The sequence below is a fragment of the Neobacillus dielmonensis genome (genome assembly GCF_000612665.1).
Lineage (GTDB): Bacteria > Bacillota > Bacilli > Bacillales > Cytobacillaceae > Neobacillus > Neobacillus dielmonensis.
Window position 1 is genome coordinate 1 of sequence record NZ_HG942029.1, and the last position, 13,778, is coordinate 13,778.

Sequence of the window (13,778 nt, forward strand, 5' to 3'; positions counted from 1 at the left end):
GCTGCCAGGCTGTTTTAAAATAATATTATCGCGGGGTGAAGCAACGAGCGTTGCCTCATCGAATAATCTGCGAGTTGTACCCATCGAACTGCTACTTGAATAAGCTACTGAGATGGGGACAGTCCATGAAACTATGAGCATGGACAATATTAATAACTTTTATTATCGCGGGGTGGAGCAGTCCGGTAGCTCGTCGGGCTCATAACCCGAAGGTCGCAGGTTCAAATCCTGCCCCCGCAATCTGGTCTGGTAGTTCAGTTGGTTAGAATGCCTGCCTGTCACGCAGGAGGTCGCGGGTTCGAGTCCCGTCCAGACCGCCATTACATAGCAGATTAAACACACTGGAAAAAGTGTGTTTTTTTGTTTGCATTTAACTATTTTTAAAGCATTCTCGATCATTTCTATTAAAGACAAAATTAGAAAAAAACTCGAAGAAATGTCGTTAATAGGCCCTATTAACGACAAAACACCGAAAATATTTTGATAAAATGTCTTTAATGGAGCTTCTTAAAGACAATTTTGCAGAAAAAAACACAGAAGTGTCGTTAATAAAAATCCTAAAGCTAAAATTGCTAACTGTGCTGGTCAGAACAGAACCATTCGCCTGTCTTTCAAAGGCTGTAACCTAACTTTTTTTGCTCAAAAGATAAAAATCAGGTAAACTACTATAGATTAGGTGTCCTTAGGCGAGTGCCTAAGGTTTTTTTTATGAAAAAATAAGGTAAAATGAAGATATGTATAAGGCATGGATAAAAGGTGATGGTATGAACCAATTTGAACGAAATACAGCAAGCTCTGAAGAAACTTCCCAGTTTGCCCAAAGGCTTGCTGCACTGTTGCAGCCTGGAGATGTCATTGCTCTTGAAGGAGACTTAGGGGCAGGTAAAACAACCTTTACCAAAGGCTTGGCATTGGGATTAGAAATCAAGAAAACAGTCAATAGCCCGACTTTTACCATTATTAAAGAATATCATGGCAGATTGCCCTTGTATCATATGGATGTGTACCGGGTAGAAGACGCATTAGAGGACTTAGGTTTCGATGAATACTTTGAGGGTGAAGGAGTCACCGTAGTAGAGTGGGCCCATTTGATTGAAGAGCAGCTGCCTGAAGCGCGGTTAACGATTTATCTGTATCATGAAAGCGATGATAAACGGAGAATCGTTCTCGTGCCTAAGGGCAAGCGATATGAGGAATTATGTAAGGAGATTTTTCAATGACAATATTAGCGATTGATACTTCTAATAATCCATTAGGAGTAGCGCTTTTAGAAGAGGACCGAGTCCTTGGCGAATATATTACCAATTTAAAAAAGAATCATTCTATCCGGATTATGCCGGCGATTGAGACCCTGATGAAGGAATGTGAGCGGGTTCCCGCTGACCTGACGAAAATTGTGACGGCAAAAGGGCCAGGGTCTTACACCGGCGTCCGGATTGGGGTCACGATTGCCAAGACATTGGCTTGGACACTGAACATTCCTCTTGTAGGGGTTTCAAGCTTAGAAGTTTTGGCTGCAGGGACAGGACGGTATTTTGATGGCTATGTATCCCCGCTATTCGACGCGAGAAGAGGGCAAATCTATACAGGTCTTTACCAGTTTCAGAACGGCAAATTAACTGTGGTGGAGCCGGATCAGCTTGTGCTAGCGGTTGATTGGGCGGAAAAGCTTTCCAAAACCAAACAACGTATATTATTTGTAGGAACTGATTTGCCGCTGCACCGTTCCGTTTTGCAAGAGAAACTAGGGACACAGGCGGTTTTTGCTGGAATGACGGAACAGAATCCCCGGCCGGCGGAGCTGGGTTTATTAGGAATGGATAAACCAGGAGAAGATATCCACACTTTTGTCCCGAACTATATCCGGTTGGCAGAAGCAGAGGCCAAATGGCTGGAGAAACAGGGAAAAATCATAAAAGGATAGGATAGATAAATGGAAGACACATTTAGTTTTCGTTATATGAGGGAAGAGGATATTGATCAGGTTTTAGAGATTGAACATGCATCTTTTACCCTGCCGTGGAGCAGGGAAGCTTTCTATAATGAATTGCATAACAACAAATTTGCCGTCTACATTGTGTTAGAGCACGGTGATAAAGTCATTGGCTACTGCGGGGTATGGATTGTCCTTGATGAGGCGCATATTACGAATGTAGCCATTCTGCCGGAATACCGCGGCAGGAAGCTTGGGGAAGCCATGATGCGCAAATTAATGACGACGGCCAGGGAAATGGGCGCTAAGAGCATGACCCTGGAAGCAAGGGTAACAAATTATGTGGCACAATCTCTGTATCGAAAAATGGGATTTCAAAATGGCGGAATCCGGAAAAACTATTATTCGGATAATCAGGAAGATGCCTTAGTAATGTGGGTGAACTTATAATGAAAGATCAATTAATTTTAGGAATTGAGACAAGCTGTGATGAGACAGCTGTAGCCATTATTAAAAATGGCCGGGAAATAACAGCCAATGTGGTAGCATCGCAAATCGAAAGCCATAAACGGTTTGGGGGTGTGGTTCCAGAAATTGCCTCCCGTCATCATGTCGAGCAAATGACCATTGTGTTGGAGGAGGCCCTTAGTCAAGGGCACGTAACGATGGCTGATATTGATGCCATAGCGGTTACAGAAGGTCCGGGATTGGTAGGCGCCCTGTTGATTGGTGTCAATGCTGCCAAGGCACTGGCATTTGCCAATCAAAAGCCGCTGGTCCCTGTCCATCATATTGCTGGGCACATTTATGCGAACCGGTTAGTGACAGAGTTTAAATTTCCGCTATTGGCTTTGGTAGTGTCCGGGGGACACACTGAGCTGGTCTACATGAAAGAGCACGGCCATTTTGAGGTAATTGGGGAGACGCGCGACGATGCGGCTGGTGAGGCCTATGACAAGGTAGCCAGAACGTTAAATATGCCGTACCCAGGCGGACCGCACATTGACAGGATGGCCCATGAAGGAACTCCAACAATTGATCTGCCCCGTGCATGGCTGGAAGAAGGCTCTTACGATTTTAGCTTTAGCGGCTTGAAATCGGCTGTGATTAATACAGTCCACAATGCTGAGCAGCGCGGTGAAACAATTGCCCCGGAAGATTTGGCTGCCAGCTTTCAAGCCAGTGTTGTCGACGTTTTAGTGACGAAAGCGAAAAGGGCTGTTGAACAATATGGAGTCAAACAATTATTAGTGGCTGGTGGCGTTGCGGCTAATAAGGGCCTAAGGGAAGCATTACAACAGACCTTTTCACAGCAGTCTGATGTGGAACTGGTCATTCCTCCGTTATCATTATGTACCGACAATGCTGCCATGATTGCTGCTGCAGGCAGTGTCATGTTTGAAAAAGGAATTAGAGCCGAAATGACCTTGAATGCCAACCCTGGGTTAGATATTGAGATATTTAACTAAGTTCCCCTTAAAAGGGGAATTTTTTTGTGGAAAAGTAAATTGGGTTAAAAAGGATTCTTAATTAAACGTTTAAGTAGGAATGAAGAGATTTAATTAATTGTTTGTTTAAATATAATTAAACATTTGATTAAAACTGCTGAACACATGTTTTAAATGGGTTTTCGCGATTAATCAAACGATTGAGTAAGAATAATTAAACGTTTGATTAGTTTCTCAAGTTTTTAACTAAACGTTTGTTTAAATGAATAACTGTGGATAATAAAATCGCATACATAACGATGGAACTGTGGATAAGTTATAAAGTTTGTTGATAATGTGGATAAATTCAATATAAATTGTGGATAATGTGGAAAAGTCAGTGGATTACTTTAATAAAGCCATCCTTTTTGTGAATAAGCTTGTGGAAAAACAAGAAATTATTATCTTTCTATAATACTTTATGTAAAAAAAAACCGGACAAAAGTGTCCGGTATCACCATTATTCCGCCAAATCAGCCCATTCTTCCATTAATTGTTCGAGGTCTGCTTTGGCTTGTTCATTCTTACTATTAATTTCTAATACTTTTTCGTGGTCTTGGAATACTTCAGGCTCGCATAATTGCTGTTCATAGGATTGTATTTCTTCTTCTAGTTGTTCAATCTTCTGTTCGATTTCTTCTAGTTTTCTTTTGCGCTGACGTTCAAGCTTTTTAGATTCTTTGTCTTGTTGATAACTTGTTTTTTCAATCTGGTCATTGGCTGCGGCTTTCTGCTGTGATGATTGTGCCTCCAAGGCGGCCAGCTCTTCTTGTTCTAGTTTCTTTTCTAAATAATAATCGTAATCGCCAAGATATTCGGTACTGCCTGTTGGACTAAGCTCTAATACCTTTGTGGCAATCCGGTTAATAAAGTATCGGTCATGGGAAACGAACAAAATCGTTCCCGGATAATCGACTAAGGCATTCTCCAAAATTTCCTTGCTGTCCAGATCCAAGTGGTTAGTCGGCTCGTCGAGAATTAATAGATTGGCTTTTTCCATCATCAGCTTGGCCAATGCCAGCCGAGCCTTCTCACCGCCGCTTAAGGAGGAGACTGTTTTTAATACATCATCACCAGAGAACAGGAAATTCCCCAAAACGGTGCGGATTTCTTTTTCCGGCTTGAGCGGGTATTCGTCCCATAATTCGTTTAAGACACGTTTATTGGAGGATAGGTTTGCTTGCTCCTGATCATAATATCCAATGGATAAGTTTGTCCCATATTGGACCGTTCCTGCAAGGGACGGAAGCCTCTTGATAATTGTCTTTAACAGGGTTGATTTGCCGATACCATTGGGACCGACAAGGGCAATGCTATCCCCGCGAAACACACGAAAGGAAATTCCCTCAGACACTTTATCGCCATCATAACCGACTGCAAGTGACTCTACCGTTAACACGTCATTTCCACTCTGTTTTTCAATATCAAACAAGAAGTTGGCCGATTTTTCATCGCCTTGTGGACGGTCCATTACTTCTATCTTCTCGAGTTTCTTTCGGCGGCTTTGTGCCCGTTTAGTGGTTGAAGCCCGCGCTAGGTTTCTTTGGATAAAGTCCTGGAGGGCAGCAATCTCTTGCTGTTGCTTTTCGTACAGCTTCATTTCCCGTTCGTAATTGGCTGCCTTCTGTTCCAGATAGGCACTGTAGTTGCCTGTATACTTTTGCATTTGCCGGCGCGACAGTTCGTAGACTTGTGTTACCACTTTATCTAGAAAGTAGCGGTCGTGGGAAACGATGAGAATCGCCCCGTCATATCCTTGCAAATATTGCTCGAGCCAGGAGAGCGTCTCAATATCGAGATGGTTGGTAGGCTCGTCCAAAATTAAAATATCAGGCTTGGTCAAAAGCAGTTTACCCAAAGCTAACCGGGTCTTTTGTCCGCCACTGAGGCTCGAGATCATCAGTGAGTGGTCCTGAAAGTTTAATCCATGCAGGATAGAGCGGATGTCCGCTTCAAATTGATAGCCACCCTGCTCTTTAAACTTTACCTGTAGTTGGTCGTAATCTTTTAAAATCCGTTCATACTTTCCCTGATTGTTGAAAATGTCAGGGTCAGCCATTTGCTCCTCCAGCCGTCTTAACGTTTTTTCCATGATCCGTAATTCTTCGAAAACAGTCAGCATTTCCTCCCATATCGAGAGGGTTGACTCCAAACCCGTATTTTGTGCGAGATAACCGATCGAGACATCCTTAGGTTTGATGATTTCCCCGCCATCATGCGACAGATGGCCGGCAATAATTTTCAAAAGAGTCGATTTTCCGGCTCCATTACGCCCGACCACGGCAACGCGGTCCCGGGTTTGTAATTCAAGCTTTATATTCGATAAAATAAGGTCAGCACCATAAAATTTTTGCAGTTGATTAACTTGTAATAAAATCATTTTTTTCACCTCAATTACCTATGAATAGTGTACCTTATTCCGAATAGGTCGGCAATAAAGGGACGTTTTTCGGGTATGTGTATATTTTGGGAAAGGCTTTGTTAATTGGGCTGTAAAGGGGTCAATAATAGCGGTTAATAGAACTTTTGGAAAAAAATAATCTAATTCGTTCAAAGTTTCACAGACAGATTCGTGAAAATATAGTATTATTCCTTTGGGAGGCTTTTTTTATGGCTGAGTTTACGCATTTTAATGAAGAAGGCAGGGCCAAGATGGTGGACGTTAGTGATAAGCCGGAAACCGCACGGACGGCACTAGCTCACTCCAGCATCACGGTCAGCAAAGAAATTTATGAAAAAGTGACCAATAATCAAATGAAAAAAGGCGATGTTCTGGCGGTGGCCCAGGTTGCAGCCATCATGGCGGCTAAAAAAACATGGGACATCATTCCAATGTGTCATCCAATCCCCTTGACCGGTGTGAACGTGAACTTTTCATGGGAACCTGTGGAGGAGAATCAGTATAAGTTACTTATACGAGCCGAAGTAAAAACAAAGGGCAGCACTGGCGTCGAGATGGAAGCGCTAACAGCGGCATCGGCTTGCGCATTAACGGTATATGATATGTGTAAAGCTGTCGATAAGGGCATGGTAATTGGCCCGACCTATTTAGTAAGGAAAACCGGAGGGAAAAACGGCGACTTTATTAGAGAAGACATAAATCATTTTGAGAGGTGAGGAGTATGGCGAACGAGACAACAAAGATTCCACAGGCAACAGCGAAACGACTACCCTTATATTATCGATTCATCCAAAACCTGCATGCCTCCGGGAAACAACGGGTTTCTTCAGCAGAATTAAGCGAGGCTGTAAAGGTAGATTCGGCAACGATTCGCCGGGACTTTTCCTATTTTGGTGCTTTGGGGAAAAAAGGATATGGCTATAACGTCAATTATCTCCTAAATTTCTTTCGGAAAACACTCGATCAGGATGAATTGACCAAGGTAGCCTTGATTGGTGTAGGTAATTTAGGAACCGCTTTTTTGCATTATAATTTTATGAAAAATAATAATACAAAAATTGAATGTGCGTTTGATGTGTCCCCTGAGAAAATTGGGACTTCGATTGGGGATGTTCCGGTTTACTCCATGGATGAATTGGAAAATTACCTAGTCGAGGAAAATATTCCGGTTGTTATTTTGACGGTACCGGCTCCGGTTGCCCAACAAATTACGGACCGAATTGTGAAAACCAGTGTCAAAGGGATCCTAAATTTTACCCCGGCCCGGTTAAATGTTCCACCCGCCATTCGTGTTCATCATATTGATTTAGCAGTCGAACTGCAGTCATTGGTATACTTTTTAAAACATTATCCAAATACCTTGGAACCAGAGGAAGATTAAAGAAAGAACAGACCTTATCAAAAAGGTCTGTTCTTTTTAAAATGAGATAATCATGCCGCCTTTGCCGGCATAGGTCCCCATTGTTGCCCCCATGTAGTTGACGAGAACGTCTTTAGGTTGGAACCTTTCTATGAGTTCTTGCTTAATGGCTTCGGCTTCCTCCACATTACCGGTGTGAGTAATCCCAAATACCGTATTAGAAAAATCACTGTGTTTCTCTTGAATGAGTTCCATTGTGTGATTATGAAATCGTTTCTTGCCTCTAACTTTCTCTTTGATCTCGACTTTCCCGCCCTCGACTCTTTCTAAAATAACCTTGATATTAAGAATTTTCGCTAACGAGCCTTGAAACTTGCTGAGGCGGCCGCCTTTGACGATATTCTCCAGGGTATCCAGGAGGACCAGGATGGTCATTTTTTCTCGGTAATCGGTCAGGTCCTTCAGGATTTCCTCCATCGACTGGCCTTGCTGGGCGAGTTCTGCGGCACGGATAATTTGCAATCCATGTCCTAACGAGCCGGCAAGTGTATCAAACACTGTGACGTTGGCGTCTGACAGGTCTTTGCCAAGGCAGGCAGATTGATAGGTGCCGCTCAGGCCGGATGAAATGGTCAGGCAAAGCAGCTGGTCATCTTTGGTGAATTGGTTAAAGGTTTTGGCAAACAAGGCCGGTGAAGGTTGAGATGTTTTTGGCAGCTCATCTGAATGGAACATTTTTGTAAAAAAGTCCTGTGGGGACAGGCTGACTCCTTCAGAAAAGGTTTTGTTGTCGATCAGAACGGTCAACGGGACCACAGTGATGTTGTATTTTTCTATTAAATGTTTCGGCAAATCAGCCGAGCTATCGGTGATAATTTTGATCATAGAGACCCCGTCCTTAAATATTTTTCTTTTATTTTAGTATAACAGTTAGCGGAGTGGATGGTACTTTAAATAATTTGTCTGGTCGTTCTCCCTATACAAATTTGAAGGATACGGGTAAAATGTATGTAAACCTATAAAACTAATAAGAAAGGTCGGGATTAAAATGACAGAAGCTGTTCGGTCGATTCCACGTCCGCTTGTTAAAACCAATCAATGGGTGATTGTGATTAGTGTACTCCTAACATGGGTAACCGGTTATGAGTGGATCTTATTAATACCATTTATAGCAGGAATACTTGGTTTATTATTCGGATTTAATCCGGTTATGCAAATAGCAAAGCTGTTTTTAAAGAAGGATCCCAAATCGTATATTCCAGAGGACTGGGAGCAGCAGCAGTTTAACCAAAAGATTGCGGTGTCTTGTCTTGGAATTGGATTTATCGGTTTTGTGCTGGGCTGGAATACGCTCGGTTATGTGTTTTCGGCGCTGGTAGCGATTGCTGCGTTTGTCGCGATCCTGGGATTTTGCATCGGCTGTTTTATCCACTACCAATGGAGACAATACCAATATCGCAGAACCCAACAACAATAGAGAGAATTTAGGAAGAGAGCTGTTTTTATGCAGCTCTTTTTTTTAATGGGGAGATGATTAGTCCTAGCTATGTTATGAGGACAAGGATTACGAAAATCCCAGGAGATTTGTCTTCATGGAGCCGTTATGAGGACAAGAATTGCGAAAATCGACAAAGATTTGTCCTCATGATTCCCTAATCACATTCAAACCTCAGCCGTATTCCTCACATTGACGCCCACCCCTTCCCCAGCTTAAAATGAAACTAAATATTTTGTAAAATTCTCCCAAAAAGAAGGGGTGACATTCAATGAACATCGCTTCCCAAGACAACGCCACTAGAGGAGCCAATTCCTATAGCTTTGATGAATTTCTCGAAAAACGCGCCAGCCTTGACTGGTACCGGGACGAGCCATTCCTACAGAAAGCCGTCAAAAAATTCACCGCAGCGCAGTACGAAGCCATCGATGAAACCTTAAAAACTTTCTCCCCCACTGTATCAACCAAATGGAATTCCTTAGCTGAACGCATTGCCCGTCCGGAAGTTCGTCCCTACATGCTCCACTACGATGCATTTAACCATCGGATTGATCGAATCGTCCGGCCATTCGAAACCCTCGAACTTGAAAAGGGCATATTTGGTGAAGGCCTGTTTTCTAGCAAAATCCATCCATGGGAAAGCTTTGTCAAAAGAATGTTAATCCATCAGCTCGGCGAAGCGGGAGTCACTTGCCCGTTGACCTGCACCCATGGCTTAGTGGCCCTATTAGAGCAGTTTCCAAATGAAGATATCCCCGAGCTTCAAGAAATCCTCGAGCATACAAAAGAAGGCATCCATGGAGAATTTGCCATCGGGGCCCAGTTCATGACGGAAATCCAAGGCGGGTCCGATTTGCCGGCCAATGTTTTGGAAGCAGTGCCAGAAGGGGCGTATTACCGGTTATACGGGAATAAGTTCTTCTGCTCGGCTGCACATGCCGATTATTCAGTAGTCACCGCCAAAATAACCGGAACCAATAAAGTCTCCACGTTTATTGTTCCGTCCTGGCTCCCAGGCGATAAAGAAAAAGAAAAACGTAACGGATACGAAATTAACCGCATCAAATGGAAATTGGGAACAGCGGAACTTCCGACGGCAGAAATCCAATATAACGGAGCGCTTGCCTATCCAATCGGCCCTAAGGATAAGGGGATTGCTGTCGCCGTGGGAATCGTCTTAACTCTATCAAGATTGGAAATCGGCATTGCCTGTGCCGGATTTATGCTGCGGGCTGCAAGAGAAGCCAATCTTTATGGGGATTTCCGGACCGTTTTTGGCAAAAAGGTAAAAGACTATCCGCTTTCAGCCAGCAAACTAAAGAAGATCGAAAACGCCGCCCAACGGACAACTGCAGGGGCTTTTAAAATCTATGACTTATTTTTAAAACTGGAAAAGCCACTTCACCCGGGGATCCACTCCGATCAGCCACTAGAGATTCGAAAAAGACTATTCAATCTACGGGAACTCGTCTTGCTGCAAAAAATTTGTGCAACCAATGAGGGGGCAGAAATCCTCCGCGAGGCCATCTCCGTTTTTGCGGGACACGGAGTCATGGAAGAATTCTCTTCTTTGCCGCGAATTTTTCGGGACGTCGTGGTCAACGAGCAGTGGGAAGGGCCACGTAATCTATTATTAACGCAAATCTATCGCGACCTGCAGCGGGTGGCTGACTGGTATCCGCCGGAAGAGTTTGTCGCCCATGTCTTGGAGGGAGCCTCCGAAACCACAATCAGGTCATTTGCCAATCAACTAGCTGAACTCATGGAAAAACCCGTCTTAGGCGAGGTAAGTGAGGCATCAATCGAAGCTGCGGCAGCTTGGGATTTGTTCTGTGATTCCTTCTTTAAAGCCTACCAACAGGTGGCTTTAGCAGATATGGAATAAACCAGGAGAATGGTGTCAGTTGCTGGCACCATTTTTGGGCTTTGCAAACGTAACAGTGTTATGTTACACTGTTGCTATGAAAGAAAGGGGTTCTGAATAATGAGCGAGGAGTTAATATCCAAGAAGGATTTATTAGAACTGGCCGGGATTTCTTACGGACAGCTGTATCGTTGGAAGCGGAAGGACCTAATTCCCGAAGAATGGTTTATAAGGAAGTCCACCTTTACTGGGCAGGAAACCTTTTTTCCAAAAGAAAAGATTTTGCAGCGGATCGAAAGAATTCAAACCATGAAGGAGAATCTTTCACTAGATGAGCTGGCAGACATGTTTTCGCCTAATGTATCCGAATTGCAATTAACGAAGGATGATTTATTAAAACGTAACATTGTTTCAGAAACAGTGATGAACATTTATATAGATACCGACAAAGGCAGTTCAGTTTTCGATTTTTCCCGCATTCTTGAAGTATATGTGCTTGAGAAGCTGCTTCAGTCAGGGGAAATCAGTCTGGATGAAGGGAAAATGCTGCTTGGGGTGTTGAAGGAAAATCGGGCTGTGGTGAAGCAGAAGAGCTGTGATTTGGTGATTATGAGAAAGCTGGGGATTTCCTCCTGTCTGCTGGTGGTTAACGCGGAAAGCTTCTCCTTCGAGACGGGAACAAAGGTGGCTGCCCAACTGAGCTTGATGACATGTGCCGAAGAAATCAAATCGAAATTATTATAAAGGAGAATCAGTATGGAACTGAAAAAACGGGGCGACTTGACACTGAATGGATTAGGGTCAGCTAACGGGGGGCAATTTCACCATGTGAAAATAAACGGCACTGGGACCGTTAATACAGATATTGATTGTACGGAGTTCGAATGCCATGGTTCAGGCAGCGTGAATGGAAATGTTACCTCCCATAAAGTGAAGATTAGCGGCAATGGAAAAGTGAAGGGAACGATCGAAACCGGCCTGATGACAGTTGAAGGGACAGCAAAGATTGGTGAAAACCTATTTGCGAAAACAGTAGAGGTCTCTGGTAAGGCTGTTATAGGCGGGAGGCTGAAGGCAGAGGAAATTAAAGTGAAGGGAATGCTTGTCGTCAAAGAGGATTGTGAAGCCGAGCTATTTAAAGCAGAATCTCACTTTTCCATAGGAGGTCTGTTAAATGCGGACCATATCGAGGTAAGCCTGTTTGGTGAATGCAAGGTGAAAGAAATTGGCGGGCAGAAAATTTTTATCAAACAAAAGGCTGCATTGCTCGGATTGTTCAAATCATTCCTACCGACACAGTTAGAGGTGGACTTAATCGAAGGGGATGAAATAGAAGTAGAAAATACAAAGGCCGCTGTCATTCGGGGGAACCATGTGACCATTGGCCCTAAGTGCCAAATTGGCCTTGTGGAATATAAAGAAGAACTGACAATCGATAAAAAAGCAACCGTAAAAGAATACAGAAAGGTATAAAAGGGGGGAGTTCATATGAAAGCAAGTCAAGACCTTAAAATCAATGGCTCAGGGAACTACCCAGGAGGTCGTTATGACAAAGTCAGCATCAGAGGGGAAGCCACAATCGAAAACTATGTTGAATGTACTGTATTCAATACCTATGGCACCGCTGAAGTGTTAGAGGGGGTGCGAACAGATTCGATCAAAATAATCGGAGAGTCAGAAATAAGTGGGAATATGGAAGCTGGGGACATGCTGATCATGGGGAATATGGCGATTGAAGGCAGTGCGGTTGTCCATAAAATGAAGGTCCTTGGGACGCTTTCCGTAGGGGAAAGGCTTCAAGGCGAAACCGCTAATGTGAAAGGCAGTGTATCGGTAAAGGGGGACGTAGAATATGAAACTTTTATCCTCAAAGGTGGATTTGAGATAAAAGGCTTGCTAAATGCGGATCACATTGAAGTCGGCCTCCATTTTGGGGAAAGTACAGCGGAAGAAATAGGTGGAGAAAAGATTAAGATCAAAAAGAAATCGTCTTTTCTTCCGTTTGTAAAGGATACGGGATTTCTGACAGCGAAAGTAATCGAAGGGGATGACGTTTCTCTTGAAAATACAAAGGCTGAGATTGTACGGGGGAAGTTTGTAAAAATCGGTAAAGGCTGTGAAATTGGGACAGTAGAGTATTCTGAAAATCTAATTCAAGATAAATCTGCCTCTATTAAAACGTTTAAAAAGGTATAAACAAAAATCCCCTGGATCATATCTAGGGGATTTGCTCTATTTTTTCAATTGGTCTCTATATTTAAAATGAAAGGCGATCAGTTTGATACCGGAGCCAAAGTCAAAGGTTGCAAGGATAACAAGTAGGTAGCTAAAAAAGCCCCAGCCATTATCTTGAACATCGTCGATGGCGAAGAACGTAAACAGACCGCCAATTAAAAAATAAATCAGACCGGAAACAAAAGGTGAACGTCTCATAAGAAACCTCCGATAAAGTTTTGCACCGCCTCAGCTTGTTTTAACAGTCTTTCAATATCATCACGAAAAACAGATTGGACCAAAACGACCATCGTATTCATGGCAACATGGGCAAACATCGGTACGATGATCCGTTTTGTTTTTACATAGAGAAAGGCGAAGGTAAAGCCCATCGCTGAGTATAGGATGATGTGTTCCGGCTCCATGTGGGCAAGAGCAAAGATGACGGAGCTGATTAGGCCGGATATAAAAAAGTTATAGCGCCTATAAAGGCTTCCAAAGATAATTTTTCGAAAGACGACTTCTTCCAGGATCGGACCGAAAATGGAAGTGACGATAATCGCCAGCGGGAATGTATCAATTAAATGAAGAATCTGCTGGGTATTTTCGGAGCCGCTTTGGACACCTAACATCGACTCCACAATGGCGGCAGCATATTGGGAGAACAGAGCCAGAAAAAAACCAAGGAAGGCCCATTGGACCGATTGTCCCCAAGAACTGCCGATTGCTCGTTGGCTTTTCATTTCCTTGCGCAGGATAAAAAGCGTAATCAGCAAGGCGGCTAAAAAACTGATGAGCAGCCAAACAGGAACAGCTTGCTGCTTGTCAATCCCGATTGTAGGTAAAACCAGCATAAGTAAGGGAACCCCGACCAGACTGGAAAATTGCATTCCAATATACACGATTAAAATAATCCAATATTCCCGTTTCAATCTTTCGTCTCCTTTGTCTTCTATTTTTGATATAGAAAGATAATCTTATACTCTTCTCGGATATTGTGCTGTTGTATTTACTTAGGCAATTC

General features: G+C 43.3%; 15 protein-coding genes and 2 tRNA genes. 13 read left to right on the plus strand and 4 right to left on the minus strand.

Translation table 11 applies throughout. From position 1 onward, the window contains the following. The first annotated feature begins 166 nt into the window (after positions 1-166). The 6 genes from BN2425_RS02260 (at position 167) to tsaD (ending at position 3,402) form a co-directional block, all read left to right on the plus strand. Positions 167-240: transfer RNA gene (locus BN2425_RS02260), tRNA-Met, on the plus strand. Positions 241-243: 3 nt separating this feature from the next. Next, positions 244-320 (plus strand) — tRNA-Asp (locus BN2425_RS02265). 444 nt (positions 321-764) lie between these two features. Then, a complete protein-coding gene (tsaE, locus tag BN2425_RS02270) occupies positions 765-1,220 on the plus strand; it encodes a tRNA (adenosine(37)-N6)-threonylcarbamoyltransferase complex ATPase subunit type 1 TsaE (RefSeq protein WP_042454738.1) in 456 nt (151 codons plus the stop codon). After that, a complete protein-coding gene (gene tsaB / locus BN2425_RS02275; protein ID WP_042454589.1) occupies positions 1,217-1,924 on the plus strand; it encodes a tRNA (adenosine(37)-N6)-threonylcarbamoyltransferase complex dimerization subunit type 1 TsaB in 708 nt (235 codons plus the stop codon). The genes tsaE and tsaB overlap by 4 nt, the downstream gene beginning before the upstream one ends. Positions 1,925-1,933: 9 nt before the next feature. Continuing rightward, on the plus strand, positions 1,934-2,383 hold the full coding sequence (rimI, locus tag BN2425_RS02280) for a ribosomal protein S18-alanine N-acetyltransferase (protein WP_042454591.1): 450 nt from the start codon (positions 1,934-1,936) through the stop codon (positions 2,381-2,383). Beyond that, on the plus strand, positions 2,380-3,402 hold the full coding sequence (tsaD, locus tag BN2425_RS02285; RefSeq protein WP_042454739.1) for a tRNA (adenosine(37)-N6)-threonylcarbamoyltransferase complex transferase subunit TsaD: 1,023 nt from the start codon (positions 2,380-2,382) through the stop codon (positions 3,400-3,402). The genes rimI and tsaD overlap by 4 nt, the downstream gene beginning before the upstream one ends. A 478-nt stretch (positions 3,403-3,880) precedes the next feature. On the opposite strand, the gene BN2425_RS02290 is transcribed toward tsaD, so the two are convergent. Beyond that, positions 3,881-5,800, minus strand: a complete 1,920-nt coding sequence (locus BN2425_RS02290) for an ABC-F family ATP-binding cassette domain-containing protein (RefSeq protein ID WP_042454593.1) — start codon at positions 5,798-5,800, stop codon at positions 3,881-3,883. Positions 5,801-6,030: 230 nt separating this feature from the next. On the opposite strand from BN2425_RS02290, the gene moaC reads away from it, so the two are divergent. Both moaC and BN2425_RS02300 read left to right on the plus strand, forming a co-directional pair. Further along, complete coding sequence (gene moaC / locus BN2425_RS02295; RefSeq protein ID WP_042454595.1) at positions 6,031-6,537, plus strand: cyclic pyranopterin monophosphate synthase MoaC; 507 nt, start codon at positions 6,031-6,033, stop codon at positions 6,535-6,537. A gap of 5 nt (positions 6,538-6,542) precedes the next feature. Next, positions 6,543-7,202, plus strand: coding sequence for a redox-sensing transcriptional repressor Rex (locus tag BN2425_RS02300; protein WP_042454597.1), 660 nt, complete (start codon positions 6,543-6,545; stop codon positions 7,200-7,202). 36 nt (positions 7,203-7,238) lie between these two features. On the opposite strand, the gene BN2425_RS02305 is transcribed toward BN2425_RS02300, so the two are convergent. Beyond that, a complete protein-coding gene (locus BN2425_RS02305; RefSeq protein WP_042454599.1) occupies positions 7,239-8,066 on the minus strand; it encodes a DegV family protein in 828 nt (275 codons plus the stop codon). A 163-nt stretch (positions 8,067-8,229) separates the two neighbouring features. Here BN2425_RS02305 and BN2425_RS02310 point away from each other — a divergent pair, with 163 nt between their 5' ends. The 5 genes from BN2425_RS02310 to BN2425_RS02330 all read left to right on the plus strand — a co-directional run bounded on the left by BN2425_RS02310 (position 8,230) and on the right by BN2425_RS02330 (position 12,736). Then, positions 8,230-8,658, plus strand: a complete 429-nt coding sequence (locus tag BN2425_RS02310) for a DUF4395 domain-containing protein (RefSeq protein ID WP_042454601.1) — start codon at positions 8,230-8,232, stop codon at positions 8,656-8,658. 289 nt (positions 8,659-8,947) lie between these two features. Then, positions 8,948-10,561, plus strand: a complete 1,614-nt coding sequence (locus BN2425_RS02315; protein WP_042454602.1) for an acyl-CoA dehydrogenase family protein — start codon at positions 8,948-8,950, stop codon at positions 10,559-10,561. Between the two features lie 99 nt (positions 10,562-10,660). Further along, positions 10,661-11,284 carry a YhbD family protein gene (locus BN2425_RS02320; RefSeq protein ID WP_042454603.1) on the plus strand — a complete coding sequence of 208 codons (624 nt, stop codon included), beginning with the start codon at positions 10,661-10,663 and terminating at the stop codon, positions 11,282-11,284. A 12-nt stretch (positions 11,285-11,296) separates the two neighbouring features. Continuing rightward, positions 11,297-12,013, plus strand: a complete 717-nt coding sequence (locus BN2425_RS02325; RefSeq protein ID WP_042454604.1) for a polymer-forming cytoskeletal protein — start codon at positions 11,297-11,299, stop codon at positions 12,011-12,013. Positions 12,014-12,028: 15 nt separating this feature from the next. Next, on the plus strand, positions 12,029-12,736 hold the full coding sequence (locus BN2425_RS02330; RefSeq protein ID WP_042454605.1) for a hypothetical protein: 708 nt from the start codon (positions 12,029-12,031) through the stop codon (positions 12,734-12,736). 36 nt (positions 12,737-12,772) lie between these two features. On the opposite strand, the gene BN2425_RS02335 is transcribed toward BN2425_RS02330, so the two are convergent. After that, a complete protein-coding gene (locus tag BN2425_RS02335) occupies positions 12,773-12,973 on the minus strand; it encodes a YdiK family protein (RefSeq protein ID WP_042454606.1) in 201 nt (66 codons plus the stop codon). Continuing rightward, positions 12,970-13,686: a CPBP family intramembrane glutamic endopeptidase gene (locus tag BN2425_RS02340; protein ID WP_042454608.1), complete on the minus strand. Its 717-nt coding sequence runs from the start codon at positions 13,684-13,686 to the stop codon at positions 12,970-12,972. Before BN2425_RS02340 ends, BN2425_RS02335 begins: the two co-directional genes overlap by 4 nt. Positions 13,687-13,778 lie beyond the last annotated feature (92 nt).

What these genes read in the sequence shown, in the direction of transcription:
- BN2425_RS02325 (WP_042454604.1), top strand. Translation starts at nt 11,297, where the DNA reads ATGGAACTGAAAAAACGGGGCGACTTGACACTGAATGGATTAGGGTCA.
- BN2425_RS02315 (WP_042454602.1), top strand. Translation starts at nt 8,948, where the DNA reads ATGAACATCGCTTCCCAAGACAACGCCACTAGAGGAGCCAATTCCTAT.
- BN2425_RS02305 (WP_042454599.1), bottom strand. Translation starts at nt 8,066, where the DNA reads ATGATCAAAATTATCACCGATAGCTCGGCTGATTTGCCGAAACATTTA.
- BN2425_RS02320 (WP_042454603.1), top strand. Translation starts at nt 10,661, where the DNA reads ATGAGCGAGGAGTTAATATCCAAGAAGGATTTATTAGAACTGGCCGGG.
- BN2425_RS02335 (WP_042454606.1), bottom strand. Translation starts at nt 12,973, where the DNA reads ATGAGACGTTCACCTTTTGTTTCCGGTCTGATTTATTTTTTAATTGGC.
- tsaB (WP_042454589.1), top strand. Translation starts at nt 1,217, where the DNA reads ATGACAATATTAGCGATTGATACTTCTAATAATCCATTAGGAGTAGCG.
- rimI (WP_042454591.1), top strand. Translation starts at nt 1,934, where the DNA reads ATGGAAGACACATTTAGTTTTCGTTATATGAGGGAAGAGGATATTGAT.
- BN2425_RS02330 (WP_042454605.1), top strand. Translation starts at nt 12,029, where the DNA reads ATGAAAGCAAGTCAAGACCTTAAAATCAATGGCTCAGGGAACTACCCA.
- moaC (WP_042454595.1), top strand. Translation starts at nt 6,031, where the DNA reads ATGGCTGAGTTTACGCATTTTAATGAAGAAGGCAGGGCCAAGATGGTG.
- BN2425_RS02300 (WP_042454597.1), top strand. Translation starts at nt 6,543, where the DNA reads ATGGCGAACGAGACAACAAAGATTCCACAGGCAACAGCGAAACGACTA.
- BN2425_RS02290 (WP_042454593.1), bottom strand. Translation starts at nt 5,800, where the DNA reads ATGATTTTATTACAAGTTAATCAACTGCAAAAATTTTATGGTGCTGAC.
- BN2425_RS02310 (WP_042454601.1), top strand. Translation starts at nt 8,230, where the DNA reads ATGACAGAAGCTGTTCGGTCGATTCCACGTCCGCTTGTTAAAACCAAT.
- tsaE (WP_042454738.1), top strand. Translation starts at nt 765, where the DNA reads ATGAACCAATTTGAACGAAATACAGCAAGCTCTGAAGAAACTTCCCAG.